This is a genomic window from Parageobacillus thermoglucosidasius, assembly GCF_001295365.1.
In the GTDB taxonomy this organism is placed as follows: Bacteria; Bacillota; Bacilli; order Bacillales; family Anoxybacillaceae; genus Parageobacillus; species Parageobacillus thermoglucosidasius.
The window spans coordinates 3,194,092-3,219,119 of record NZ_CP012712.1; the positions used below are offsets into that span (position 1 = coordinate 3,194,092).

General features: G+C 44.6%; 28 protein-coding genes. 1 reads left to right on the forward strand and 27 read right to left on the reverse strand.

The window, feature by feature from the left end:
* Nucleotides 1–7: 7 nt before the first annotated feature.
* From menG to AOT13_RS15700, 13 genes are all read right to left on the reverse strand, one after another.
* Nucleotides 8–712, reverse strand: coding sequence for a demethylmenaquinone methyltransferase (gene menG, locus AOT13_RS15635; protein WP_013400509.1), 705 nt, complete (start codon nt 710–712; stop codon nt 8–10).
* A 4-nt stretch (nt 713–716) separates the two neighbouring features.
* Complete coding sequence (locus AOT13_RS15640) at nt 717–1,532, reverse strand: heptaprenyl diphosphate synthase component 1 (RefSeq protein ID WP_003249566.1); 816 nt, start codon at nt 1,530–1,532, stop codon at nt 717–719.
* A gap of 90 nt (nt 1,533–1,622) precedes the next feature.
* Entirely contained in the window at nt 1,623–1,847 is a 225-nt protein-coding gene (gene mtrB / locus AOT13_RS15645; protein ID WP_003249564.1) for a trp RNA-binding attenuation protein MtrB, read from the reverse strand.
* Nucleotides 1,848–1,881: 34 nt separating this feature from the next.
* Entirely contained in the window at nt 1,882–2,448 is a 567-nt protein-coding gene (gene folE, locus AOT13_RS15650) for a GTP cyclohydrolase I FolE (protein ID WP_013400508.1), read from the reverse strand.
* 141 nt (nt 2,449–2,589) lie between these two features.
* On the reverse strand, nt 2,590–2,862 hold the full coding sequence (locus AOT13_RS15655) for an HU family DNA-binding protein (RefSeq protein ID WP_003249561.1): 273 nt from the start codon (nt 2,860–2,862) through the stop codon (nt 2,590–2,592).
* A 309-nt stretch (nt 2,863–3,171) separates the two neighbouring features.
* Nucleotides 3,172–4,650 (reverse strand): stage IV sporulation protein A, encoded by a 1,479-nt coding sequence (gene spoIVA / locus AOT13_RS15660; RefSeq protein ID WP_013876722.1) that lies wholly within the window; start codon nt 4,648–4,650, stop codon nt 3,172–3,174.
* Between the two features lie 159 nt (nt 4,651–4,809).
* The gene (locus tag AOT13_RS15665) at nt 4,810–5,532 is read right to left on the reverse strand and encodes a hypothetical protein (RefSeq protein WP_013400506.1); all 723 of its coding nucleotides are present in this window, start codon (nt 5,530–5,532) and stop codon (nt 4,810–4,812) included.
* Nucleotides 5,533–5,559: 27 nt separating this feature from the next.
* Nucleotides 5,560–5,763 (reverse strand): DUF2768 domain-containing protein, encoded by a 204-nt coding sequence (locus AOT13_RS15670; RefSeq protein ID WP_003249558.1) that lies wholly within the window; start codon nt 5,761–5,763, stop codon nt 5,560–5,562.
* A gap of 218 nt (nt 5,764–5,981) precedes the next feature.
* A complete protein-coding gene (locus AOT13_RS15675) occupies nt 5,982–7,025 on the reverse strand; it encodes an NAD(P)H-dependent glycerol-3-phosphate dehydrogenase (protein WP_167542274.1) in 1,044 nt (347 codons plus the stop codon).
* Nucleotides 7,026–7,265: 240 nt separating this feature from the next.
* Nucleotides 7,266–8,576 carry a ribosome biogenesis GTPase Der gene (der, locus tag AOT13_RS15685; protein WP_013876721.1) on the reverse strand — a complete coding sequence of 437 codons (1,311 nt, stop codon included), beginning with the start codon at nt 8,574–8,576 and terminating at the stop codon, nt 7,266–7,268.
* 102 nt (nt 8,577–8,678) lie between these two features.
* On the reverse strand, nt 8,679–8,864 hold the full coding sequence (locus AOT13_RS15690) for a capping complex subunit for YIEGIA (RefSeq protein WP_013400504.1): 186 nt from the start codon (nt 8,862–8,864) through the stop codon (nt 8,679–8,681).
* Between the two features lie 3 nt (nt 8,865–8,867).
* A complete protein-coding gene (locus AOT13_RS15695; protein WP_003249551.1) occupies nt 8,868–9,755 on the reverse strand; it encodes a YIEGIA family protein in 888 nt (295 codons plus the stop codon).
* Nucleotides 9,752–10,348, reverse strand: coding sequence for a YphA family membrane protein (locus tag AOT13_RS15700; protein ID WP_003249549.1), 597 nt, complete (start codon nt 10,346–10,348; stop codon nt 9,752–9,754). Before AOT13_RS15700 ends, AOT13_RS15695 begins: the two co-directional genes overlap by 4 nt.
* A gap of 121 nt (nt 10,349–10,469) precedes the next feature.
* On the opposite strand from AOT13_RS15700, the gene AOT13_RS19175 reads away from it, so the two are divergent.
* On the forward strand, nt 10,470–10,604 hold the full coding sequence (locus tag AOT13_RS19175) for a YpzI family protein (RefSeq protein ID WP_065868244.1): 135 nt from the start codon (nt 10,470–10,472) through the stop codon (nt 10,602–10,604).
* A 300-nt stretch (nt 10,605–10,904) separates the two neighbouring features.
* Here the strand turns inward: AOT13_RS19175 and AOT13_RS15705 are convergent, their stop codons facing one another.
* From AOT13_RS15705 to AOT13_RS15775, 14 genes are all read right to left on the reverse strand, one after another.
* A complete protein-coding gene (locus tag AOT13_RS15705; protein ID WP_003249545.1) occupies nt 10,905–11,132 on the reverse strand; it encodes a hypothetical protein in 228 nt (75 codons plus the stop codon).
* Nucleotides 11,132–12,325, reverse strand: coding sequence for a Ger(x)C family spore germination protein (locus AOT13_RS15710; protein WP_013876719.1), 1,194 nt, complete (start codon nt 12,323–12,325; stop codon nt 11,132–11,134). Before AOT13_RS15710 ends, AOT13_RS15705 begins: the two co-directional genes overlap by 1 nt.
* Before the next feature lie 40 nt (nt 12,326–12,365).
* Nucleotides 12,366–13,475 carry a GerAB/ArcD/ProY family transporter gene (locus tag AOT13_RS15715; RefSeq protein WP_173662716.1) on the reverse strand — a complete coding sequence of 370 codons (1,110 nt, stop codon included), beginning with the start codon at nt 13,473–13,475 and terminating at the stop codon, nt 12,366–12,368.
* Nucleotides 13,475–15,070, reverse strand: coding sequence for a spore germination protein (locus AOT13_RS15720; RefSeq protein ID WP_003249539.1), 1,596 nt, complete (start codon nt 15,068–15,070; stop codon nt 13,475–13,477). The genes AOT13_RS15715 and AOT13_RS15720 overlap by 1 nt, the downstream gene beginning before the upstream one ends.
* Before the next feature lie 718 nt (nt 15,071–15,788).
* Nucleotides 15,789–16,952, reverse strand: a complete 1,164-nt coding sequence (gene rpsA / locus AOT13_RS15725; RefSeq protein WP_013400499.1) for a 30S ribosomal protein S1 — start codon at nt 16,950–16,952, stop codon at nt 15,789–15,791.
* Nucleotides 16,953–17,117: 165 nt separating this feature from the next.
* On the reverse strand, nt 17,118–17,702 hold the full coding sequence (locus AOT13_RS15730) for a lysophospholipid acyltransferase family protein (protein ID WP_013400498.1): 585 nt from the start codon (nt 17,700–17,702) through the stop codon (nt 17,118–17,120).
* Nucleotides 17,702–18,376, reverse strand: coding sequence for a (d)CMP kinase (gene cmk, locus AOT13_RS15735; RefSeq protein WP_013876715.1), 675 nt, complete (start codon nt 18,374–18,376; stop codon nt 17,702–17,704). The genes AOT13_RS15730 and cmk overlap by 1 nt, the downstream gene beginning before the upstream one ends.
* A gap of 91 nt (nt 18,377–18,467) precedes the next feature.
* Entirely contained in the window at nt 18,468–18,656 is a 189-nt protein-coding gene (locus tag AOT13_RS15740; protein ID WP_013400496.1) for a YpfB family protein, read from the reverse strand.
* Between the two features lie 50 nt (nt 18,657–18,706).
* Nucleotides 18,707–19,378 carry a flagellar brake protein gene (locus AOT13_RS15745; protein ID WP_003249531.1) on the reverse strand — a complete coding sequence of 224 codons (672 nt, stop codon included), beginning with the start codon at nt 19,376–19,378 and terminating at the stop codon, nt 18,707–18,709.
* A gap of 96 nt (nt 19,379–19,474) precedes the next feature.
* A complete protein-coding gene (gene ypeB, locus AOT13_RS15750) occupies nt 19,475–20,818 on the reverse strand; it encodes a germination protein YpeB (protein ID WP_003249529.1) in 1,344 nt (447 codons plus the stop codon).
* Between the two features lie 18 nt (nt 20,819–20,836).
* Nucleotides 20,837–21,664, reverse strand: coding sequence for a spore cortex-lytic enzyme (gene sleB / locus AOT13_RS15755; RefSeq protein WP_003249527.1), 828 nt, complete (start codon nt 21,662–21,664; stop codon nt 20,837–20,839).
* Between the two features lie 90 nt (nt 21,665–21,754).
* Complete coding sequence (gene prsW / locus AOT13_RS15760) at nt 21,755–22,432, reverse strand: glutamic-type intramembrane protease PrsW (protein ID WP_003249526.1); 678 nt, start codon at nt 22,430–22,432, stop codon at nt 21,755–21,757.
* A gap of 463 nt (nt 22,433–22,895) precedes the next feature.
* Entirely contained in the window at nt 22,896–23,861 is a 966-nt protein-coding gene (locus tag AOT13_RS15770; RefSeq protein ID WP_013400493.1) for an asparaginase, read from the reverse strand.
* A 140-nt stretch (nt 23,862–24,001) separates the two neighbouring features.
* Nucleotides 24,002–24,982, reverse strand: a complete 981-nt coding sequence (locus tag AOT13_RS15775; protein ID WP_003249522.1) for a YpdA family putative bacillithiol disulfide reductase — start codon at nt 24,980–24,982, stop codon at nt 24,002–24,004.
* Nucleotides 24,983–25,028: the final 46 nt, after the last annotated feature.

The following is a 25,028-nucleotide window of genomic DNA, read 5'->3' on the forward strand; positions in this document are numbered from 1 at the left end:
ACCTTTATTATCGTTTATAACCTAAATGCATCGCAGCAACTCCAAATGTGTACGGTTTCACTTCAATATCGACAAAGCCGGCTGCGCGGAACATCTCAGCAAGTTCATCCCTTCCAGGGAAATCACGCGCTGATTCTTGAAGCCACGAATATTCTTCATAACTTTTCGCAAACAATTTTCCAAACAAAGGCATAATAAAGCGAAAGTAAAAATAGTACAACTGGCGAAACCCGATTAATGTCGGCTGCGATGTTTCCAGACAAACGACTTTGCCGCCTGGCTTTGTGACGCGGTACATTTCTTTTAGCACTGTCATGTAGTCAGGGACATTGCGCAATCCAAAGCCAATCGTCACATAATCAAACATATTGTCAGGAAACGGCAAGTTCATCGCATTGCCGTGAATCAGTTTAACGTTTGTCAACTGGCGTTCTTTTACTTTTTGTTCTCCCACTCGCAGCATATTTTTGCTGAAATCAAGCCCGTATACTTCACCGCTTGGACCGACGGCCTCAGCAAGCGCAATCGCCCAATCGGCCGTGCCGCAGCAAACGTCAAGCGCCTTTTTTCCTTGTTGTACGTTCATCCGCTTCATCGTATCTTTGCGCCATTTCAAATGGCGCCGGAAACTGATAACCGAATTCATGCGGTCATAATGCTGATAAATTTTTTCAAACACATGATGAACCCGTTCTTCTTTCGATTGATGCATACCTCTACCCTTCTTCCACCGTCTTTTTTGCGACGGCTGAAAAACCGCCAGTTAACTCGGAAATGCGGACTTGCAACATCTCATTGACGTCCAATTTCATTTTTAGCAATTTTTCTTTGCAATGGTCAATATACCGGTTGCAAATGTGGAGCAAATAATGTTTCTGCTCCTTCGTCACCGCTTTTGTTTTTGGAAATACGATATTTGCCATTTGCTCAAACAAAGCAGAGGAACCAGAATGGATGAACGCTTCTTTTTCCCTGTTCAGCCGTTTCAGCAGCAAATAATCATGCGAAAAGCTTGCCCATAACGGGGCAGAAAAATACTCTCCCATTTTGCAAATCAGCGCCGACTCAATCGTTCCAACGCTGTCAAACAATGTTTCAATGCGTTCGATATCTTTTTGATACAGGCGAATTTTGTGCTCATTAATCTCTTTGATCGCTTCCGCAAACAGGCGGATTATCGAAATCTCGTTCCGCTTTGCTAAATAATCGTAATATAAGCCACTGTATAAATCGCCTGCCAGCACAACTAATTGCCGCGTTTTCAAATCATCGTCTTCGCAGCCGGAAGCAGAATTGGTCACTTCATCATGGGTATCAAGGGCGATTTGCACAAGCATCATCGGGATAATATAATGGTCCGCTTTCTCTGGGGAAATGTGCGCATCTTCTAACATGGACAATGATAGCAAAATGCGGTCTTCATCGATTGGCCTTGTCGATATATGCTGAAACAAATAAGAATGGTGAAGAAATCGTTCGATTTGTTCTTTTAACATTGCGATTTTTTTTATGATGTTTTTCAATATAATCACCCTTGTCCCCAAAAAATTCGCACAAAATATAACGGAGTAATTATAACATAATTTTCTTTGAAGCGCTCTAGTTTCACAGAAAATCGTTCATTACTTTTTTCCGTCCGATTCGATTTCGCCATGTCTCGTCTGAATATGCGCTTTTCCTCTTATCTTAATCGCCGACGTATGTTCAGTGAATTGGGCAATTAACACTTCCCCTTTATCCAGTTTTTCCGAGTGGTGAAAACGTGTATCCGCCCCTCTCGTTAACCCAATGACGCTCACCCCATCTTCCAGCGCTTTTATGACAACATAATCACTGTTGATGTACATTACTCTCTCCTCCTTCTTCCATTGTTCATATATGTTATCCTTTTATGAGGGAAAGCACTTCCGCACGGGCCGTTTGGTCGGTTTCAAACACTCCTCTCACCGCCGTTGTCACCGTTTTGGCTCCCGGCTTTTTCACGCCGCGCATCGTCATGCACATATGTTCCGCTTCCACCACTACCATTACTCCGTATGGATCTAATGTTTCCATAATCGAATCGGCAACGGTCGCCGTTATGCGCTCCTGCAATTGCGGACGGCGTGCTACCGCCTCCACCGCTCGCGCCAGCTTGCTTAATCCTGTCACTTTTCCGTCACGGGGAATATAGGCAACATGCGCGACGCCGAAAAACGGGACCAAATGGTGCTCGCACATGGAGTAAAACGGAATATCTTTGACAAGCACTAACTCCTCATGGTCTTCATTGAACACGGTTTGAAAATATTGCTTCGGATCTTCATGCAACCCGGAAAATAATTCCGCGTACATCTTTGCGACCCGCTTTGGCGTGTCGACTAATCCTTCACGATTCGGATCTTCGCCAATTGCCTCTAAAATTAAACGAACGGCATATTCAATTTGTTCATAATTCACATGTGACATACAAGCAACATCCTCCTGCATCATAAAAGCTGAATGTAATCCGATTCTAGCATATGTAACGAAAAAAAAGCAAAAAAGAAGGGCAGCGTGCGTATCGCTTACCCTTCCTTTGCAAGCTCTTAATTGCCTTTATATGTAAACTTATTTCACAGCATCTTTAAGAGCTTTTCCTGGTTTGAATGCAGGAACTTTGCTCGCAGGGATTTCCATTTCTTCCCCTGTTTGCGGGTTGCGCCCTTTGCGCGCCGCGCGCTCGCGAACTTCAAAGTTCCCAAAACCAATTAATTGGACTTTATCGCCTTTTTTAAGCGCTTCTGTAATAGATTCAAATACAGCGTCCACCGCTTTTGTTGCATCCTTTTTGGAAAGGCCGCTAATTTCAGCAACTGTGTTAATCAATTCTGTCTTATTCATGCGATTCACCTCCTCCCAAGAGGGTTGTTAAAATTGCTTGTTTAATACCATTTCTTCACATTTTCTTATGTTTCTATACGTATAAAATGCGGTGACATGCCTAATATTAAACAATTTATCACTATAATTCAACACATTTTCATCAAATCAATAAAATTTAGGCACATTTCACCAAAGAAAGTAACTTTTTCTGATAAAAGATTATCATATGTCCTATGCGTTATCAAGATAAAATCCTTGTTTTTCAAGGGTTCCTACTAATTTTCTTGCATAATAAAAATAAAAAAGACTCCAAGCTGGAGCCTTTTTCTATAAAATAATGGCGATTAACCCACCGGACCCTTCGTTAATAATGCGTTCAAGCGTTTCTTTCAGCTTATAACGCGCGTTTTCCGGCATAAGGGCCAGTTTTGCTTGAATGCCTTCGCGGACAATCGAGCTAAGCGAACGGCCGAAAATATCGGAATTCCAGATCGAGAGAGGATCATCTTCAAAATCTTGCATTAAATAACGGACGAGCTCTTCGCTTTGTTTTTCCGTACCGATGATTGGCGCAAATTCCGATTCAACGTCCACTTTAATCATATGAATGGACGGAGCCACTGCTTTTAACCGCACGCCGAAGCGCGATCCTTGGCGAATGATTTCCGGTTCATCGAGGCTCATGTCGGAAAGCGCCGGCGCCGCGATGCCGTAACCGGTTTGTTTCACCATTTTTAACGCATCGGCGATTTGGTCATATTCTGATTTTGCGTGGGCAAAATCTTGCATAAGCTGCAGCAAATGATCTTTGCCGCGAATTTCAACGCCGACAACTTCTTTTAAAATTTGGTCATACAACTCGTCCGGTGCATATAAGTCAATTTCCGCAATTCCTCGTCCCATTTCAATGCCGGCAAGACTCGCCTTTTCAATGAAATCATATTCGCTAAATTGCTGAACAACGCGATCCACATCGCGCAGCCGCTTAATATCTTTTACTGTATCACGGACCGCGTCTTGATAGCTTTCGCGAAGCCAATGGTCTTCACGGAGCACCATGACCCAGCTCGGTAAATTCACATTCACTTCTAATACCGGAAATTCATATAATGCTTCACGAAGCACGTTATACACATCGGCTTCTCGCATGCTTTCAACGCTCATCGCCAGCACCGGAATATCATATTTTTCCGCAAGCTCGCGGCGCAGCGCCTCCGTATCCGGATGATGCGGCCGAACGGTGTTGACAATCATAATAAACGGTTTGCCGACTTCTTTTAATTCATGAATGACGCGTTCTTCGGCTTCGATATAATCTTGGCGCGGAATTTCGCTAATCGTGCCGTCTGTCGTAATGACCACGCCGATCGTCGAATGTTCTTGGATCACTTTTCTTGTGCCGATCTCCGCCGCTTCGTGAAACGGAATCGGTTCTTCGTACCATGGCGTATGAATCATGCGCGGGCCGTTCTCATCTTCATACCCTTTTGCGCCGGGGACGGCATAGCCGACACAATCGACAAGGCGAATATTCACTTCTAATCCTTCGTCGACTTTAACGGTCACCGCTTGATTTGGCACGAATTTCGGCTCAGTGGTCATAATCGTTTTTCCGGCAGCGCTTTGCGGCAATTCGTCTTGCGCGCGCGCTTTATCTGCCTCATTTTGAATATTAGGAATGACGACGAGTTCCATAAACCTTTTTATGAAAGTCGATTTTCCTGTTCGGACCGCACCGACTACTCCTAAATAAATATCGCCACCAGTTCGTTCGGCGATATCTTTGAAAATATCGACTTTTTCCAAATGACTCCCTCCAGTCTTTTGGGCCGTTATAATTAACAACCGAATTCACTAGTATCATAGGACACTATATGAATATGATGTTGTCCTATTTGTTTATGACTAAAAATGTATAAAAAATCCCTTCTCTAGAATGTATTTTCCTAGAGAAGGGTTCATGACTCATTTTGTTAAAAAAACCGGTTCATTTGTTTTGGCGTCGATCGTATACGGAAGAGAATAGGCAGGCACAAATAGCGAATGTTTCACTAATATGTCGCGAATGTCATCGCCCGGGCGGTAATGGTGTTTCTCTTTTTTTAACGCGTTATATAAATCGATGCGGTAATCGATATAAATTTCCCCATTCCCATCGATGACAAACGGCAAATTATTGCCGGAAAACGGGCTGACGGCATGCGGCGGTTCTTTATATCCAAGCTTTTTATAATCTAATGTAAACACTCCCGGCGCGATCATTTTCTTAAATGGCGGATAGCGGTGATCATCCCGGTACATTTGCAAGCGCAGCTTTAAATCGCGAATCCGTTCCGCCAAACGCAAATCGAGCAATTTCACGGTTGGATTTTTTTCAGCGTCAACGATGACATATTGGAAAACGCCGCCGCTTTCATAAGCGTTTCCTGGCGGCTCCTGCATATAACGCGGCACTAACTTATTAAAATCAATAGGATACTTTTGGTAAATAGGCGTTTTCATGTCGCGCGTTTTAATCGGCAAAAGCCCTCCCGTTGCTTTGCGGTATTGATCGACCGCCGATTGCACCGCAGCAACTTGGTCTTCATACGGAATTTGATTTTGCTTCAGCCGTTCCTTTGGATACAGGCAACCGGAAAGAGATAAGACAATCAGGCATGAAATCATAAAACGAACGATCCATCTCATCGAAAATCCATCCTTTAACTTCGTCTACTATTCTGGCGAAGGGCCGCTAAACACGACAAAAATAATGATAATTCCTGCTAAAATCATAAAAACATAGGCGATCAATGCCAAAATAAAGCGAATAATCTTATTTTTTACTTTATAACGGCTGATATAAATCGAAAATACCGAGATAAACATGAATACCATGGACGCAATGGCAATCCACATTTTTGCCAACGCCGGTGACATCCCTTTTCCTCCTTTTTTCGACACTATTATAACAAATAACGATATTTTGTTTCACGCAGGCGCGACCTTTATGCACGAATAAAAAACTGAAGTAAAGCGGGGCTCTTCTTTACTTCAGTTGAACAACAACACCCTTGGTCCGGAAGCTCAAGTCTATAATTGTTCGTAGTATTGTATGCGAAGCGCAAACGCCTTGTATCATCGAACGCCTATTTTCCTCATTTTTCCCGCTGCGGTTCTGTAAGAATATTCACTAAATCGTCCATCTCTTGCGTTTTAACGCGCGACATTAACGAATCAGCCGCCTCTTTCGGATCTTTTCCATCAAATAACACTTCATAAAGCACTTTCGTAATCGGCATTTTTACTCCAAGTTTTTTGGAAAGCTGGTAAGCGGCTTTCGTCGTTCTTACCCCTTCCACGACCATTCCCATGCTCTCCAGCACTTCATCTAGCTTTTTCCCTTTGCCAAGCATGTGGCCGGCACGCCAATTCCGCGAATGAACGCTTGTGCATGTGACAATTAAATCGCCAACCCCCGTCAAGCCCGAGAATGTCAGCGGATTGGCGCCAAGCGCACAGCCTAACCGGGCAATTTCAGCCAGTCCTCTTGTCATTAGCGCCGCTTTCGCATTATCGCCATACCCTAATCCGTCAGTAATGCCCGCAGCTAAAGCAATAATATTTTTCAACGCCCCGCCGAGCTCCACCCCAATTAAATCCGGATTGGTATAAACGCGAAAGTATTGGTGGTTCATGAACAAATCTTGAATGCGCTCCGCCGCTTCCATGTTTTTCGACGAAACGGTCACGGTCGTCGGATGGCGCAAGCTCACTTCTTCTGCGTGGCTCGGCCCAGACAGGACGACGACATCGCGCAAAAGCTTTCCCATCTCTTCCTCAATGACTTCAGAAACACGTTTATGCGTGTCTGGCTCAATTCCTTTGCTTACCGCTACAATGGTGATCGGTTCGCGAATGCAGGCGCAGACTTTCCGCAACACTTCGCGAATCGCTTTTGTCGGTACAGCCAGCACCACCGTCCGGACGCCGTCAAGCGCTTGGCAAAGGTCGGCATAGCCGGCAATTTTTTCAGGCAAGCGAACACCTGGCAAATATTTTTCATTCGTTCGTTTTGTATTGATTTCCTCGATCTGCTCTGCACGGTGTCCCCAAAGCCGTACTTGATGGCCGTTATCGGCGAGGACTATCGCAAGCGCTGTCCCCCAGCTTCCTGCACCTAACACTGTAATTTGTTCCACCATTCTCACTTCCTTAATTATTTATAAATTGCCTGTCGCTTCGCGTTCTGCTTTTGTCTGGCTCCGGGCGCCATCCGCCCGCGGCGCTTCGGTTTCTGCGTCGGCAGCACATTGCGTTTACTGCCAGGCGACCCATACAAAACAAAATTTTGTTTAGCCTGAACCTTCCCGCAGTCTCTTTGCCGAGTTTTCGAAACGCGGGCAGATTTTCGGCGGATGGGAGGCGTCCTGCGCTTTTTGTTATTTTCTCGGTCTGGCAATGATTGTTATCGGTGTCCCTTCAAAGCCGAACGCATCGCGGATGCGATTTTCCAAAAAGCGCTCGTAAGAAAAGTGCATCAGCTCCGGGTCGTTGACAAACGCGACAAAAGTTGGCGGTTTTACCGCTACTTGCGTCATATAATAAATCTTTAAGCGCCGGCCGTTATGCGTTGGCGTCGGATTCATTGCCACCGCATCCATTATCACTTCATTCAGCACGTTTGTTTGCACGCGCATGGCATGATTTTCGCTTACCATGCGGACAAGCGGCAATAGCTTATGTAACCGCTGCTTTGTTTTTGCCGAAACAAAGATAATCGGCGCATAATCAAGAAACGGAAAATGATCGCGGATTTTCCGCTCAAATTCAATCAATGTTTTGTCATCTTTTTCAATCGCATCCCATTTGTTAACGACAATAATCACGCCCCGCCCCGCTTCATGGGCATATCCGGCAATTTTTTTGTCCTGTTCGATAATGCCTTCTTCCGCGTTTAACACAACGAGGACGACATCAGAGCGCTCAATCGCTTTCAGCGCACGCAGCACGCTATATTTTTCCGTGTTTTCGTAAATTTTCCCTCTTTTTCTCATTCCCGCTGTGTCAATAATAACATATTCTTGCCCTTCCCGCACAAACGTCGTATCGACGGCATCGCGCGTCGTTCCGGCAATATCGCTGACAATGACGCGTTCTTCTCCTAAAATGGCGTTAACAAGAGAAGATTTGCCAACGTTTGGACGGCCGATTAAGCAAAACTTAATCACATCTTCTTCATATTCTTCCTGGCCGCGCTTTGGAAAATGGCGGGCGACCGCGTCCAACAAATCGCCGAGCCCCGTTCCATGCGCGCCGGAAATCGGATACGGGTCCCCAAACCCGAGCGCATAAAAATCGTAAATGAGATCGCGCATTTCCGGATTGTCAATTTTATTCACCGCAAGCACAACCGGCTTGTTCGAACGGTGCAAAATTTTTGCCACTTCTTCATCGGCTGCTGTCACTCCATCGCGGCCGTTCGTCATAAAAATGATTACGTCCGCTTCATCAATCGCAATTTCCGCTTGTTGGCGAATTTGCACTAAAAGCGGCTCATCGCCGATATCGATCCCGCCGGTATCAATTAAGTAAAATTTATGATTCAGCCATTCAGCGCTGCTGTAAATTCTGTCGCGAGTTACTCCCGGTACATCCTCCACAATAGAAATGCGTTCGCCGACGATTCGGTTAAAAATCGTGGACTTTCCAACGTTTGGACGACCGACAATTGCTACGACTGGATTAGCCATGCTATCACCCTTTCTTTACGTATCGCGACTGTGAGAAAGCACCCTTGCAAAGAAGGGTGCAGCTGTTTTATTTTATCAAAAACGCCATTCGTCAACAATAAGCTAATGCTTGACAATGATAAATAATTGTTCCGACAGCTCATGGGCAATGCCGTCTAAAATCGCTTCTAAATTGGCGGCGATCCTCTCCATTTCTTCTTTTGTTTCACATGTAAAAATCGGCGCCCCTCCCGCCACTTTTTGTTCATTCGTTGTAACGACGGCTAAAATTACTTTCTCATGTGTCATATTCTATTCCCCTTTTTTCATGAACTTCCGCTTTGTTGGCATGCGAATGGCATTCTCCAACATCGGCACATTCTCAATAATTTTTTTCGCCTTTTCGATATCATTGATTTGCGGCAAAATGAAAATGCCGACACGCCCGTCATCTAAATCGCGCTTCGCCAGCGGCACAAGCGCCGGCGTCCCTGAGTCGCGATATACTCCAAGCGCAGTTGACACATCGTGCAAAATCGCCTGGCGCTGCCCTAAATTGGCAATGGTTAAGCGCGCATTAAAATTTTTCGGCTTTAAAATAAACCCCATTCCATACCGCAAAATCTCTTCGCGGCGCGCTTGCAGCCCGATATTCATTATGTAAATGTTATCCACATATAACCCCGCTCCTTCAAAATGCGGCTTCACATATTCCACATCAACAATATCTTTTAAGCGGTTCCCGGTCATAAACCGGCGCGCGACAAGCAAGCAAATGATGCTAACAATGATGGCAACCCAAGTATCCCACACTAAATAGGCAAGCGTGGAAAAAAAAGAAGTGAAAATGACTAAATAGTTTCTCCCTTCAAAAACAATAGCAATTCCTTCAATATACGTTTTGCCGCGCGGCACAAGCTCATATTGGTCAAGTTCGTTCAGCGTGTTTCGTTCCATATTGCGCACATCGCGAAACTGTGACGCGGCCAGCGCCAAAAAAGTGATCGCCGTAAATTCTTTTTCCATAATGGCCGGAACGGCGATCGTACCGAGGCCGGCGGCAATAACGCTAAGGGCGATGTGAATCGTTCTTCCATGCAAATAGGTCGGATATTGACGATAATCTGTCCGCAATAAATATAACCGTGTGATCACTCCAACAACAATGCCATATACAATCGGAAATGTATACTCATTCATGACTGCTTTGTCCCCTTTATTGTTTTTTTGCTGCTAACATGCATAGTGATCTGTTCAAATAGAGACCAAATAAGCAAGCAAAACGCACTAATAGATACCGTATCTAAAAACGAAAAAGAGCCGATGACGTGCGAAAACGATACCTTTTGCGAAACAATGGAATACAGCGTTTCACCTTGACACCCCCCGATGACCAGGCATAATAAACGCGATTGAATATTTTCGTAAAATAAAAGACAGATGATGACTAGCGCCATGGCAAGCATCCATGTGCGGTCCATCCATATCCATACCGGGTCAAAAAGAGCGAGAAGCTGGAAAGAGGCATAGGCAAAAGCGGTGGTCAATGCGGCAATCACCATATATAGAAGCTTCCGACAAGTTTGTGCTGCCGCGAAATAACAAGCGAAGCAAAAAAGAAACAAAAAAGCAAGCGTTACGTGAAAACTGCCTATATGCAGGGAAACAGATGAGAGAATGATCGCTATTAGTGCAGCCGCAGCCAGCATTGTCCGTTGGCGCGTTTTTTCCATAAAAAAGGTTGATATTATCCATAAAATCCAAAAAAAGAAATAAAAATAAATCCCTTCCATATTTTCACTTCTACCTCCTATTATGTTCATTATTGCATCTTTTATGAACATTCATTCATGCATAAGCAAAACAAAAAATAGCCATAGTAAAAATGATCCATGGAGAAAGGAGCTGGACTAATTGGGCAGAGACCGTCAAGAAAAAAAGCTAAAACAATCACATCGCGTCGAATCCGACCGTGACCAATCCATCGAACATAAAGGCGCAACAAGACTTGAAGGCCAAGGCGTAGCAAGAGAACGAAACAAGCACTAAGAGCGCGTTTATCTGCCAGACGAGCTGGAGAAGGACGGAAAAATAGCAGCAGCAAAAAAGCTGACTCCATGACGACCAATCGAGTCAGCTTTTTTAAGTATGAAACGCGCCACAAGAACTTTTCCCCAATTGCGGAAATGGATCCATATATTTGGTATCCCGCCCTCCGATGAACCCCGCTCAGCTTCATCCACCAATCTTGTTCTCTATTTCTTTGTTTCATCCATCTTCCCCACGACAAAGAAAACGTTCCAGATAATACTGACAAAGATACATAAGGCAAAACCGGAAACCTCCGTTTTATTTTTCAAGCATTCGTCCGAGAGGCTCATACATATGGTCAATCATCTGCGTCGGCCCTGGAAGATCGGGCTTCCATATTAACACCATCGCCAAAATCGTTCCTAAACTCAGCAGCACAAGAAACACCACTTTTTCTTTTTTCTGCGCCTGACGGATTCGCGGCCACTCGTGTAGAAACATAAGCGCAACCAGAACAAGAGTACCTAGCATAAAACCAACTTTCATTATTGTTTCACCTCTTGTTCTGGCAATCCTTGCGGAGCGGAGTTAACTCCCGGCCTGCGGACGTACGCCTCCGTCTTGACGATCACTTCCACGGTAGGGAAGATTTCCTCCCAACGATTTTTTACCCTGTTCCATTCTCTTGGATATTTTCGGTGGAACATGTCAGCAAACCCGAAAATATCCGCCTTCATCTCTTTTTGTACTTTTTTCAATGCAGCTTTTATGCGCTCATTTGTCTCCTTTTCCAATTCTTTTTCGATCATTTTCGTATACTTCGGGTTTAACAAGTCCAGTTTCGTTCCGTTTAATATAATATCGTCTTCCGTGGTCGCTTTCACAATCATCTTCCACTTGCCCTTCTCATATTTAGGTATGAATTCCGTATGTGCTCTTAACATTGTGGACGTGATATTTCCCTTTTCCCCTTCAAGCGTAACCGTGATATTTGCCCGTTCGATCTCATTTCGAAGCCAGAGCACGCCCCGAGTCAACTTATCATCAATATCCCCGATCATTTTATCCTTCTTAAAAATGGCGGTACGTTGAATAAACGCAATGGTCTGCAGATCTTTTTTCCCTTTTTCCGGAGGCAAGATCTTCACCATGGGAAGAGCCGCCGCACTGGCATCGCTGCTTAACATTTGCAGGGCGTCTTTAATCGTTACCCGCATTAAAAGTTTTGATTCGGACAACTCCCGCAGCACCTCTGCTGAGCTTTGTTCGATCGGGGGAGTCAGCTCGAGCACACTTTTCGCAGTTCCATTACTTACTAACACATTGGAACGGAGGCGAATTTGCGAATTGCGGCTCAGAAAGTCCAGATGCTGGCGAATCCCTGCTTTTGCCGCTCTCTCCCCGAACACAATCACCTTGGTGTGCCCCCAGAAGACACGGCGAGGAAGCTTTTCTTGCAGGTTCGAGATCGCATCAGCTACAGTGGAACCCGTTCCCGATCTTGCTAAAGTTTGAGCTTCACCGCCGCCGCCATCGCTGCCCATCATCTGGCCTCCGCCGACTGCTTGCGGAACGATTAGTTCCGTTGTCAGCATGATTTGCCCATCTTTTTTTTGATCAATTCCTAACCCAACGATTAGCGCTAAATCGTTTACTTCCGTTCGGTCCCAACAGCCGCCCAGCAAAATAAGAGGAACGGACACGAAAATAATTTTTGCTGCTTTTTGTAAGATGCCCATCGTTGTTTATCTCCTTTTGACCCTTGTTTCGTTGCTGTCCTTATCCTTGTTGTGTTACCTTTTGGTGACTGGCTCTTTTGCGCCATTTTGCGACAAATAGCAGAATAAGAGGGATTCCTAACTGAATCGAAATTCGGTAAAACGGGGAAGTATGGCCCAGAAAATGGGTCAATTCCACCAAATCCGACGCCGACCAGACGGCAAATAACAGCAGTAAAAATCCGATGGGAAAAACGATCAGACGATAATCTGACAAATTCAGCCATTGAGCCGTTCCCAATACTAAGGCGTAATAAAAGACAGCAATCTTCACAAAAACCCCTGCTACCCAAAGAGACATAACGACAGCTTCAATGTGTTCGAGAAAATCCGCGATGCTAATGTAACGGACAGCGCTAAACGCGGGATAGATAAAACGGGATGTAATCCCTCCCAGGACGAAAAGAACGGCAATATTGATGAAAGATAACGTTAACATGACGGTGGTGACCGAGATCATGCCCCATTTCTTTCCTTTATGGTGATCGGCTACATAAGGAAGCAGAAAAGCAATAAGCAGGAATTCCGCAAACCAGCCTTGCGGGATGATCGCCCCCCTGAGTGAAGGCATGATTCCCTTTCCCATGATTGGAAATATATTCTCTACTTCCATATCCGGAATTAACAGGGCAATATTGGCCAATATCAGGATAATCACCACAGGCACAATTATTTCCGCAAGTCTGGCGATCACTTCCACACCGCTGCGAACAGCAAAGGAGCACACGAGAATCATACTTCCCATCACAAAAACTAATGGAGTATGCAAAAGAAAGTTGCCGACAACAAATTCGCCGTACTCTCGGATAATAATTCCACTTGTATGCAAATAGAAAAATAAAAAGACCAACCCAACCACTTTTCCCAAAAACTTGCCAAAAATCTCCTCGCTATACTCAATAAGGGTTTTTTGGGGATAGAGCTGATGCAACTGAATGGCAATATAAACAATCAGAAATCCGATAAGAGAAGCCCAGAAAGGGGAAAGCCACATATCCTGTTTCGCATGTCGGGCGGTGATGGCAGGAACGATGAGAATAGCTGTGGCGATAATCGTAGGATACATCATTATCCCCATTTGGGCGGCAGATATTTTTCCTTTCTCCATCATCATAATCCTCCTTTGCCTCTACTCGTCTTGCCATTTCCGTAATCAGGGTCCGGTTTCTGATCCGGGCCTTGCCGACGGAGGTTATCTGTTCCAGTTAAACTGGGGCGTGTATTAAACTTCCACAAAGGCGCGCGCAGCAACACGTCTTTCATTTCCCTCCCTTGTATTGGGGCTAAAGGAGATAAATAGGGAACACCGAAAGAACGAAGTGTCGCCATATGTGTAAGAATCATGAGCAATCCGAGCATAATCCCGAGAAGTCCTAACGTCCCTGCCAATAAGATCATGGGAAAACGCAACATCCTTAACGCAAATCCAACCGCATAGCGGGGAATGGTAAAAGAGGCGATCCCCGTTAATGCGACCACCATGATCAAGGGAGTAGAAGCAAGCCCTGCTTGGACCGCAGCTTGCCCAATCACCAGCGCGCCAACGATGCTGACTGCAGAACCCGCTTGTTTAGGAAGCCGCAATCCCGCTTCACGCAGGGCCTCAAATACTACTTCCATCATTAACACTTCAACCAGCGCCGGAAAGGGAATCTGCTCCCGGGAAGCAGCGATGCTTATCAAAAGTGTTGTTGGGAGCATTTCCTGATGAAAAGTCAGGATCGCCACATATAACGAGGGCAGCAAAAGCGATACTAAAAGAAATAGATAGCGCAACCAGCGGGTTACCATGCTGATTAAGAACCGTTCGTAATAATCTTCCCCTGTTTGCAGCAAGGAATAAAAAGAAACCGGTACAACTAAAGCAAAAGGAGTGCCATCTTGAAGGATTGCAACTCGTCCTTCAAGCAGCCCCGCCACCACAATGTCAGGCCGTTCGGTATTTAAAACTTGAGGAAACGGGGAATACGGATTGTCCTCAATGAGCTCTTCAATGTAGCCGGTTTCCAAAATGCCGTCGATCTTGATGCGCCTAAGCCTGGTCTCTACTTCTCGGATTAACGTTTGCTCAGCGATTCCTTCTATATAAGTGATGACTACTTCTGTTTGGGTGTACTCTCCGATTTTCATTGATTTTGTTTTTAACTGCGGGCTTCTTACTTTTCTGCGCAATAAAGAAAGGTTCGTTCCTAATGATTCGGTGAATCCCTCCCGCGGTCCCCTTATGACAGATTCCCCGACCGGTTCCTCGATAGAACGTTTTTCCCAATTTGCCAAACCTAAAGCGAATCCTTCGCTTTGTTGGTCGATAAGCAAAACCGGGTTTCCGCCAGAAATATGTTCAATACATTCTGTCACCGTTTGTACTTTCTCTACTTTCGAAACGGTCAATTTTTCTTCCAATATATAATTGACAGGAATTGGCTGATCATCATTATTTTCTTTCATCAGCGGGTCAAGCACGCTTGCATCGATTTCTTCGATGTTGGCTAAACCGTCGATATAGATAAGAGCTGCTTTTGTTTTTCCGCCAATTTTAAACTGGCGGAAAACGACATCCATACAATGTTGATAAATCTGTTGCAGTTTTTGTAGATTTTGATCTAAGTCGGCAGAAAGAAAGTTCGGTTGTTGTTGATTTCGATTCAGTTGCTGCTCTTGTTGGTTCTTCGCTATTTTTTTCTTGCTTTCTTTAAAAAAAAACATATGATTCCCTTCTTTCTTAACGGTCGACGTTCTCCGCCTCTTATTTTTTCCATTTTTCCCGGCGATAATCCCTTTTCTGTCAATAAAGTGATATAAACGTATAGACAAGCGGATGGTTTCTCATTTCTAAGAAAAACCGACGAATGCAAAAGATGATCTTATGTGCTTTTTTAATCGTTCGAGTCTCCGTTTTTATGCTAACAGGGAGGGAATTTTTCCGAAAAAATAAAAAATCCCCTTCATCCCGTGATTCTGCCATCAGGATGAAGAGGCGAATTTATCGGCAACGATATATTTTGTGTCAAAACCTTTTTCCGTTAACCAATGGGGCGTATTGCCGCGAATGACAAGGCACGCGCTGCAGTTTATCGATCGTCCTTATTGCTCCCATCATCATGTGAAAGCGCGACGAAGCTCTCAATATAGGCGGTTAACGTTTCTACTCTTTGTCCGACAAGCGTCCGTTAAAAGCAGTCCCGCCATCCCTTTGCAGATGCTCCCGGCGCGGCCGCTTTCCCAGCTTCCAACGCGGTATGGACAGGCATTGATAAAAAAGGCGAACTTTCGTTAAGTTCGCCTTAAGTAGTATGCAAGTGGATATCACTAATGCGTATATCAGGTAAGCTTTGATTCATCAAAGCCGCTTGCACCTTGATCGGCAGTAGAAAATGCAACGCTGGATACGTCCGATCTTCCGCTTTGCTTAGATCTATTCTCCTTATTTTAATTTTTTCAGCTGTTCCCCAATTACTTCGCCAATTTGGAAGCCTTTTACCTCGTTTGCCGGCTTTGCGTATTGGCTATAGTCTTCTTCCGAAGCGGTTTCTTCTTCAATTAAATCGCGTATGCTTAGGGAAATACGGCGTTCCGCTTCGCTGACATCAAGCACTTTCGCTTTTACTTCTTCCCCTTCTTTCAACACTTCATGCGGAGTGCCGATGCGTTTCGTTGAAATTTGCGAAATGTGGACAAGCCCTTCGATCCCTGGGAAAATTTCCACAAACGCACCGAACGGCACAAGCCGCTTCACTTTGCCGGTAACAATATCACCAGGGGCGATTTTTTCGGCAATTCCTTCCCAAGGGCTTGGCAACGCTTCTTTTATAGAGAGGGAGACACGACCGTTCTCCTCGTCAACGGAAAGCACTTTTACTTTCACCGTTTCCCCTTCTTGCACGACATCGGATGGATGTGCAACGCGCGTATGGGAAAGCTGGGAAATATGTACGAGACCATCAAAGCCGCCAACATCGACAAATACGCCAAAATCGGTGATGCGGCGCACGATTCCTTCGAGCACTTGCCCTGTCTCTAAGCGGCTTAACGCCTCCTTACGCTGGCGCTCTTGCTCTTCTTCCACGACAGCACGATGTGACAAAATGACGCGGTTTTTTTCACGATCAAGCTCTACCACTTTGACCGCAAGCGGCTTGCCTTTGTAGTCGGAAAAATCCTCGACATAGTGCGGCTCTACGAGAGAGGCAGGGATAAATCCGCGCACTCCAACATCAGCAACAAGCCCGCCTTTGACGATGTCCTTCACGATGACTTCAAACGTTTCCCCGCTAGCAAATCTTCGCTCCAATTCCTCCCAAGCGCGTTCAGCGTCCACTGCTTTCTTTGATAAAATCAGCAACCCGTCTTCTTCATTTTCGCCTTCTTCCACTTTTTTTACTTTCGCTGTCACTTCATCGCCGACAGAAACGGCATCACTTGTTTTGTCAATATGCAAACTCGACAATTCGCTAATTGGGATAATCCCGCTTTGTTTGCTTCCTTCAATATCAACAAGCACTTGCTTATCTTCTAATTTTGCCACTTTTCCGCGAACGATATCACCTACCTTGTATACGTTCACTTGTAAATTCATATCCTCTGTCATTTGCAAAACCTCCTTAAATCGACTGACGGTCCGTGCTCCTCCAAAGAAAAACGCGCCTTTTACGTCATTGTTTACCACTCCAGGCCATGATTGGTAATGGCGTGCAATAGGACCGTTTTTCTATTTAGTATACCATATTTTTTCAATAGACATGTAACTGAATGCTTATCGATGCTGATCTAATAATGCTTGAATATGCTGCATAATATAATCCGTCGCTTCTTCCGGCGATGCTTTTCGCTCACGCAGCGGCGCCATATCGAGCGGCGCTCCGTAAACGACTTTAAGCCGCACAAACGGGCGATAGGAACCAATGATGGCACACGGGACAACGGCGGCTCTTGTCCGAAGCGCAAAAAAACCGACACCAGGCAGCCCCTTTTTCAATTTGCCGTCTTTGCTTCTCGTCCCCTCCGGGAAAATGCCTAACACATGCCCTTGTTTAAGCAGCTCTAGGCCGGTCCGCAACGCTTGGCGATCGCTCATTCCCCGTTTTACCGGAAATGCATGCAAAATCGTAATTAAGTTTTTGAAGAGCGGAACACGAAACAATTCTTCTTTCGCCATAAAATGAATCGGCCTTGGAGCGGTAATCCCAAGGATTGGCGGATCCAGGTTGCTAATATGGTTTGCGCAAAGAAGCACCCCTCCTTCTTTTGGAAACTGCTCCACTCCGATTACCTCAATACGGTAAAGAGGGATTAAAATTCTTTTGACAACTCCCTTGGCAAACGAATAAAAGTCCACCATCACCCAATCCTTTCGTTAACAATTTCCATAATGCGTTCCACCACTTCTTCCACCGATAATGATGTCGTATCAATTTCTATCGCATCTTCCGCTTTTTTAAGTGGCGCCACTTCACGCTCTGAATCGAGCTGATCGCGGCGCGCGATTTCTTTTTTCAGTGTTTCTAAGTCAGACGGAAATCCTCTGGCAATGTTTTCTGCGTGGCGGCGCTTCGCCCTTTCTTCAACAGATGCTTTCAAAAAGATTTTTACTTCCGCATCCGGAAGAACATGTGTGCCAATATCTCGCCCGTCCATGACGACACCGCCATTTTTGGCGAGAGCGCGTTGACGTGCCACCATTTCTTCCCGCACTAGCGGATGCTTGGCAACCAGCGATACTGCATTGGTCACTTCCTCGCTGCGAATAATGTTTGTAACATCTTCCCCGTTGACAAACACAAGTTGTCCCCGCTCGGACGACTTTAATTCAATATATGTATTTTTTAATAACGAAATTAACGCTTGTTCATCATTAAGCGCAACCCCTTGACGCAAAGCCCGGTACGTTAGCGCCCGGTACATCGCGCCGGTGTCGATGTAAACATACGAAAGCCGTTTCGCTATCATTTTCGCAACGGTGCTTTTTCCCGCTGCAGCTGGTCCGTCAATGGCAATGCTGATGTCTTTTCTCATAGTTCCCCCTACCATTATCAACATGAATTTTTATCAAAGAAAAAAGCAGGAATTTCCTGCGTTCATCGATGTCATTTTACCATATCGACCGCTAGCGGTCGATGATTGTTTCGATTGTTTTTGTTTTTTCTTGTTTACTAATCCCTTCATACTCATAAATTTTTCCTAAATAAAAGCTGAGCGGAGTGTACAAAAGCAGCGATTGGGCTATAATTAAAAAAACTAATTGAATGATGACAAGCTTTAGTAAAATCGCTTCCATTCGCTTCATTTGGAACATAAGCCTGCCTTCCGTTTTTATATAGCCATTATTCCACCCTTTTTGGCGGTTTATTCACGGTATTTTTCCTCCTTTTTCCTTAACTCTAGCTGTCGTTCAAAGCTATAGCGGATCAACAGCACCCGTTCTTGCGGCGATACATCGAAAAACTGCAAAGACGCTTTATATATATCGCTGTTTTCCGCAGGAAAGATGCGAACGATTTTTGCTTTCAGTTTTAAATAATGATATTCCCCTGACCGCATCGCCAGCACTAACCATGTTTCCACCACCATTCCAGGAAACAGCTGTTTTTGTTGCTGCGGCGGCAATACGATCGCCGCTCCGCCAGCGCTAATATCTGTCGTCATTGTCGTAAATGGGGTAAATTCTTGTTGAAGCGGATGAATGGCTATATCGGTATTCGCTTCTACTCTTACATACTGACGGCGCTGGATGCGCACCAACTTATCAGCTTCTGGATAGGAAAGGACAACCATCGGAATCGGCTGGCGCACTTTTCCAATCACTTCTGTTTCAAATAAATAGACGCCATTGTCTTCTCCGACAAAAATGGCCTTAAATTGCATGCCATTTAATAAAAATACCGTCTTGCCCGTTTTCATATGAACGGGATAGTCAATATGTATATAGCCGTCACCGATTTCTTCCACTTTGCTCTTATATTGTTCCCCTTCCCCGTCCAGCGGCTCTAATGTCAATATATCTCCTATTTTTAACATCAGCTCTCCCTCTCATTTTCTTCTCATAATTTTATTAAAACAAAAAGGAAAAGCCTATATCAAGCTTTCCCTGAAGTGAAATCCGCAGTACATGCTTTAACTATAACTTTGCTCCACGCTTTGCAGCTTTTCCACGTTTTCCTCCATTCCTGTATTCGCGTTAATAAAAATTTGGTATGTGTCTTCCCCAAGCGTTCCAAGAAATTCATAGCAGAGCACTTGCTTGTTCATATCGTTTGTTATCACTGCTTGGCGTTGTTCCATCACTTTGAAATTTGGGTTTACTTTTTTCCTTGCCTGCTCCGCCGTCAATGTCGGTTTCGGGAGCGGACGTTGAATGGAGGTAGCTAAATAATCGCGCGCGGAAAAACCGACGATCGTTCCATCATCGAGAGCCACTTTCATTTTTATCGTTTCCGGATAAATGCGAATTCCATTTTCATTTGTCACAAACGTCAATAAAGCAATGTTATCATATTGGGCGCTGTCATACAGCTCTAAGTTTTTAAACTTGTGCTTCCGCAAAAATTGCATGCCTCTATTTGCCGCTTCATGCAAACTGATCGCTTGCTTTTTTATCGGCCGGCTATTGAGGACCCAAATCGGATAGCCTCCTTTTTCTGTGATGTCCATATAAATTTCGCTTTTCGCCTTTGGATCGCGGATCGTCAAGCTGTAAAACCGCTCATCCGCTCCTTTTCCGCTTGCAGTGACTTTGATGCTTTCCGTTCCTTTTAGCTCAAGAAAAGAACGGGCAATTCTTTTCGCTTCTGCTTTGGAAACCGGCTTTCCTGTAGCGCGGACAAAACCTTTTTCTTTCTTCTCCAAGCCGACAAATGCTGGGCCAAAGTCCGCTGACTTGGAAAATGAATCAACGTTTTTCTCCACCGCTTTAAATCCGTCAATAATGATGTTATCGTCCGGATTGTCGTTGGTTGCAAGCGCTAATTCGACATCCATCCAGCGCAAGTTGTTTTTTAAGACTAAATGCTGGACATTGCGAAGTTCTTGTTGAATGTTCGCCGCGTTTTTATAAAGGGTTTGCAACGCGCGATATTCGTCCTTCGTAAGCGGCTCTTTTTCTAAATCGCGGACCGCGGTCCGATAGCTGAACTCTCCTATTTTGGCGAGAAATTCTTGCGTTTTGTTAAACGGAAGTAATGAAAGCGGCAATTGTCCGACATCCGCATGGGCCTCTGAGGCGATTCGCCATACTTCCGCCAACGCCGGAGAAAGCGATGCTCGTGAATTCATCGCAAGCGTTGTGCCGATTTTATCATGCAATAAATCAATTTGGTATGTTAAATCATGGAAAGCGCGCTGGTAGTTATTTTCAGCATGAATTAATACCGCGTTTTTCTCTTGATGTTCTCGATACCCCCAATACGCTGTTCCAGCAATGCCAAGCGCCAGCACTCCGATTAATATATTTCGTATCATTTTTGTTCACCTCCTGCACTATTTACAAAAAATATGTTTCCCGATCTGTTTGATTTGCGGACGACTCCAAATCCATGCGCTCGTTGCCGTCTCCGGGTTGAAATAATAAATGGCACCGCCGGTAGGATCCCATCCGTTAATTGCATCAAGCACGGCTTTTCTCGCCGTTTCATTCGGCGTCAGCCAAATCTGTCCATCCGCTACCGCAGTAAACGCCCCGGGCTGGAAAATAACGCCCGCGATCGTATCCGGAAACGACGGATGCTCTAGGCGGTTTAAAATGACCGCTGCGACAGCCACTTGGCCGATATAAGGCTCTCCCCGCGCTTCTCCATATACGGCGTTTGCCATCAATTGAATATCATTTTGCGAAAACCCTTTCGGTACATTGGACGCTGTCGTTCCTGCCGCACTGTTTGCCGCACCGCCCCCTCTATTTTCTTTTACTTGCTGGCTTAACGGCACGCCGCCGTAATGGGTAAACGAATTGCCTTTGCGAATTTGTTCTTTCACAAATTGCTCATAATATTTCGATGCCTTGACTAGCTTCGCTTTTGTGCTTTCACCGACAAGCCCGTCGACTGGAAGCCCGTATTCATATTGAAAGTTGCGCACTGCCCAATATGTCCTCCAGCCAAACACACCGTCAATTTTTCCGTTGTAAAACCCGATATACTGCAACCGCGCCTGCAATTCGATGACATCGTCTCCAACCGCCCCGCGCTGAATGACTTGATTTGAAAATGCTTTAACTTCTTCGGCCGGCTTTCCGCCGATTGCCAAACAAACAGCCAATACAACAGCCAAAATGATAAACGATAAATTCCGTTGCATCTTCCTAACCATCTGCGAACCCTCCCGCATTGCTTCTGTCGTTTTATCCCTATTTTCTTTCCAAATTCCCTTTTTATACAAAAAAAAGTAAAAAAGCCAAGTTCACTGCACTTGGCTTTTTGCTGGAGAAATTCCTTCGTGATTATGAAATCCTTTCGCCTGCTTTACTTTCCGAAGCGCGAACCACCATAACGACAGCATGAACGGAACCATGTAGTAGCCCCATTTTTCTTGTGTCAGCAAAATAAAATCATACGTCCCGTGCAACAGAAAGGGAAGGGAAAAGGAAAGAAATAAGTAGCGCTGCTTCTTCATCGCAAATTTCGCTTTTCCGAAATAAAAGCCCATTATTACCGCGAACAAAGCATGGCTTGAAACAGGCAAAAGCGCTCTCGTCATGGCAAATTCCACACCGTTTGCCAGCAAATACAAAATATTTTCCAATGTCGCAAAACCGAGCGACACGCTCGCGCTATAGACGATGCCATCATACGGCTCGTCAAACTCATGGTGGTCATAAATAAAAAAATAGAGGATAAACCATTTCACAAACTCTTCTAACAATCCGGACAAAAAAAAGGCGTGAGTTACCGCAGATGTTGCCATTCCTTCCGCATGAAACACATATTGAATAAACATGATGGGAAATACGAAAAACGCGCCAACAAGAAACATCCGCAACACAATGGAAAGCGGTTCTATTTCATATTCATCTTTTAAATAAAAATAGCTGAGCAGCGCGACACCTGGGGCAATGCCAGCGGAAATTAATGTTAACATACAACTCCCCGTTTCCATTCGTTTTCTCTATGGTAACATGAGAATACAGCATTTGAAAATTGTCCTCTAATATTTCATCATAACAAAACTTTCACGGTGGAGGAAGGATGATGAAAAAATTTCTTATTATTCATCATCCATCACAGCGGCATCATGGGAACTTAGTCAAACGCATCTGTTTCATGATGCGCTCCCGCCGTTAGCGGGCATTGCTGACGTTACGGAAAAAAACGGTTCCATGCCGCCGCATATAACACCGCGAAAAACGCGGCAATTGCGCAAGCAAACTGAAAAAACAATCACCATTGTTACGCACGGAACAGTGCATGAAAGAAACAGCATGTTTTTAAGATCGGATAATGCGGACAAATGTGCCTATTGCCACTGCAGAAGCGATGCGCTCTGGCAAAAAAGAGGCGCTGGTAGGTGATACGGCATGATGACACACACTAAGAACATGGCATCAGAGAGAAAATTTTTGTTCTAAATGATCTTCATTCGCAGAAAGTAAGATAGCTAATTTTATCCTTGCCTTTTTGCTATCTAAATCTTTTCCTAAAATCACTCCATGTTTGACAAGATCATAAGCACTGCCTAAATAATCATAAGTTGTATATACTTCACCTTCTTCTGCACTCGTTGTAATGACGACTTTTATTCCTTTTGCAACAGCTTCTTTGATTGCATCCATCATTTTTGGCGATACTTGACCTCTGCCGACCCCTTCTAAAACGATCCCTTTAACATTAGCATGAATCGCCGCTTTGATAAATTTATCATCGGCGCCTAAGTAACATTTAATGATATCTACTTCCGGTATTTCATTTTTTATTTTGTACATTTCTCTGCGAATCGGTTTTTGATATATGTAGACTTTGTCATTATCGATGATGCCTAAATATCCGTATCCAAAAACATCGAATCCCTGCAAATTCGAAGCATGTACTTTTTTAACGTGTCTTGCTACAAATATGCGCTCATTAAACACGACCACGGTGCCAACGCCTCGTAAATCGCCGCAACAAGCCGCATAAACCGCATGGCGAATATTTGTATAGGCATCACTTCCTTGCTGCTCTGGGGAACGCTGAGAACCCGTTAACACAATTGGCCGTTCATCTGAAATCGTTAAGTCTAAAAAATAGGCTGTTTCCTCCATGGTATCGGTTCCATGAGTAACAACGATGCCATCGATGGTTTTATCTTGATAAATCTCCTCAATTTTATTTTTTAAGATTAATAAATGTTCAAATGTCATATGCATGCTTGGCAATTGGAATAAAGAATGGACTTCTATTTTCATATCATCAGGCAAATGGCAAACTTGCGCCAATTCTTCTCCTGCCATTTCCCCTGAAACATATTTGCCTTCTTCTGTTTTTTTGCTTGCTATTGTTCCACCTGTCGTAATTAGCGCCACTTTTTTCATGAATGTCACCCCTTGGAAACATCATAGCATAAATGAATGACGATACAAACAAAACACTATCGTTGCGGATAAATAAACCATCCAGAGCCAAGAAATGTTCATGGAATAATAAAAAAAAGGAGGCAGAAAACCTCCTTCTGTTATTGTTTTTTCTCTTTTTCCCGTTTGGCAATGCAAGCGGCAATTTGCTCGCCATGAAAGCGGCCGTTTTCAATAAAAATTTCATTCGCATCATTTCCGGCCGCAATAACGCCCGCGATAAAAATGCCGCGCACATTCGTTTCCATCGTTTCCGGATCATAAAGTGGCCGGCCTGTTTCTGGATCGACGCCGACTCCCATCTTTTTTAAAAATTCATGGTCAGGATGGTATCCGGTCATGGCGAACACAAAATCGTTTTTAATTTTTTTGAGTTCGCCTCCCACTTCATAAATGACGGCATCCTCCGTTATCTCTTTAACATGGGCGTTAAACTCCATTTTAATTATTCCTTTGCGAACGAGAGAATCAAATTCTGGCAAAATCCATGGCTTGATGCTTGGCGAATATCCGCTTCCCCGGTACAATACCGTGACTCGCGCGCCTGCCTTGACGAGTTCCAGCGCCGCGTCCACGCTGGAGTTTTTGCCGCCGATGACGACGCAATCCGTATTGTAATACGGATGCGCTTCTTTAAAATAGTGTGTCACTTTCGGCAAATGTTCCCCCGGTATGTTCATATAGTTCGGGTTGTCATAATATCCGGTGGCAACAATAACATATTCGGCGCGGTATTGCCCTTTTGTCGTCTGCACGAGAAATGTTCCGTCATCTTGCTTTTCCACTTGTTCCACTTTTTCAAATGTCTGCACGCGCACTTGCTTTCGCGTGACAACCTCCCGGTAATAGGCGAGCGCCTGGTTCCGCTTTGGCTTCCGATTTTCCGTAATAAACGGAACACCGCCAATTTCAAGGCGGTCGCTTGTGCTAAAAAACGTTTGATGAGTCGGAAAATGATAAATCGAATTAACGATATTTTCTTTCTCTATTACTAACGGACGATAACCGACATCTTGCAAAGCAATGGCCGCAGCAAGCCCGCAGGGGCCACCGCCAACAATAATGATCTTTTCTTCTTTCATCGCACGGTTCACTCCTTAACCAATCTAAAAAATCCCCTATCATATG

What these genes read in the sequence shown, in the direction of transcription:
- menG (WP_013400509.1), bottom strand. Translation starts at nt 712, where the DNA reads ATGCATCAATCGAAAGAAGAACGGGTTCATCATGTGTTTGAAAAAATT.
- mtrB (WP_003249564.1), bottom strand. Translation starts at nt 1,847, where the DNA reads ATGTACATCAACAGTGATTATGTTGTCATAAAAGCGCTGGAAGATGGG.
- folE (WP_013400508.1), bottom strand. Translation starts at nt 2,448, where the DNA reads ATGTCACATGTGAATTATGAACAAATTGAATATGCCGTTCGTTTAATT.
- AOT13_RS15655 (WP_003249561.1), bottom strand. Translation starts at nt 2,862, where the DNA reads ATGAATAAGACAGAATTGATTAACACAGTTGCTGAAATTAGCGGCCTT.
- AOT13_RS15665 (WP_013400506.1), bottom strand. Translation starts at nt 5,532, where the DNA reads ATGAGATGGATCGTTCGTTTTATGATTTCATGCCTGATTGTCTTATCT.
- AOT13_RS15670 (WP_003249558.1), bottom strand. Translation starts at nt 5,763, where the DNA reads ATGTCACCGGCGTTGGCAAAAATGTGGATTGCCATTGCGTCCATGGTA.
- der (WP_013876721.1), bottom strand. Translation starts at nt 8,576, where the DNA reads ATGGCTAATCCAGTCGTAGCAATTGTCGGTCGTCCAAACGTTGGAAAG.
- AOT13_RS15690 (WP_013400504.1), bottom strand. Translation starts at nt 8,864, where the DNA reads ATGACACATGAGAAAGTAATTTTAGCCGTCGTTACAACGAATGAACAA.
- AOT13_RS15695 (WP_003249551.1), bottom strand. Translation starts at nt 9,755, where the DNA reads ATGAATGAGTATACATTTCCGATTGTATATGGCATTGTTGTTGGAGTG.
- AOT13_RS15700 (WP_003249549.1), bottom strand. Translation starts at nt 10,348, where the DNA reads ATGGAAGGGATTTATTTTTATTTCTTTTTTTGGATTTTATGGATAATA.
- AOT13_RS15705 (WP_003249545.1), bottom strand. Translation starts at nt 11,132, where the DNA reads ATGAAAGTTGGTTTTATGCTAGGTACTCTTGTTCTGGTTGCGCTTATG.
- AOT13_RS15710 (WP_013876719.1), bottom strand. Translation starts at nt 12,325, where the DNA reads ATGGGCATCTTACAAAAAGCAGCAAAAATTATTTTCGTGTCCGTTCCT.
- AOT13_RS15715 (WP_173662716.1), bottom strand. Translation starts at nt 13,475, where the DNA reads ATGATGGAGAAAGGAAAAATATCTGCCGCCCAAATGGGGATAATGATG.
- AOT13_RS15720 (WP_003249539.1), bottom strand. Translation starts at nt 15,070, where the DNA reads ATGTTTTTTTTTAAAGAAAGCAAGAAAAAAATAGCGAAGAACCAACAA.
- rpsA (WP_013400499.1), bottom strand. Translation starts at nt 16,952, where the DNA reads ATGACAGAGGATATGAATTTACAAGTGAACGTATACAAGGTAGGTGAT.
- AOT13_RS15730 (WP_013400498.1), bottom strand. Translation starts at nt 17,702, where the DNA reads ATGGTGGACTTTTATTCGTTTGCCAAGGGAGTTGTCAAAAGAATTTTA.
- cmk (WP_013876715.1), bottom strand. Translation starts at nt 18,376, where the DNA reads ATGAGAAAAGACATCAGCATTGCCATTGACGGACCAGCTGCAGCGGGA.
- AOT13_RS15740 (WP_013400496.1), bottom strand. Translation starts at nt 18,656, where the DNA reads ATGTTCCAAATGAAGCGAATGGAAGCGATTTTACTAAAGCTTGTCATC.
- AOT13_RS15745 (WP_003249531.1), bottom strand. Translation starts at nt 19,378, where the DNA reads ATGTTAAAAATAGGAGATATATTGACATTAGAGCCGCTGGACGGGGAA.
- ypeB (WP_003249529.1), bottom strand. Translation starts at nt 20,818, where the DNA reads ATGATACGAAATATATTAATCGGAGTGCTGGCGCTTGGCATTGCTGGA.
- sleB (WP_003249527.1), bottom strand. Translation starts at nt 21,664, where the DNA reads ATGGTTAGGAAGATGCAACGGAATTTATCGTTTATCATTTTGGCTGTT.
- prsW (WP_003249526.1), bottom strand. Translation starts at nt 22,432, where the DNA reads ATGTTAACATTAATTTCCGCTGGCATTGCCCCAGGTGTCGCGCTGCTC.
- AOT13_RS15770 (WP_013400493.1), bottom strand. Translation starts at nt 23,861, where the DNA reads ATGAAAAAAGTGGCGCTAATTACGACAGGTGGAACAATAGCAAGCAAA.
- AOT13_RS15775 (WP_003249522.1), bottom strand. Translation starts at nt 24,982, where the DNA reads ATGAAAGAAGAAAAGATCATTATTGTTGGCGGTGGCCCCTGCGGGCTT.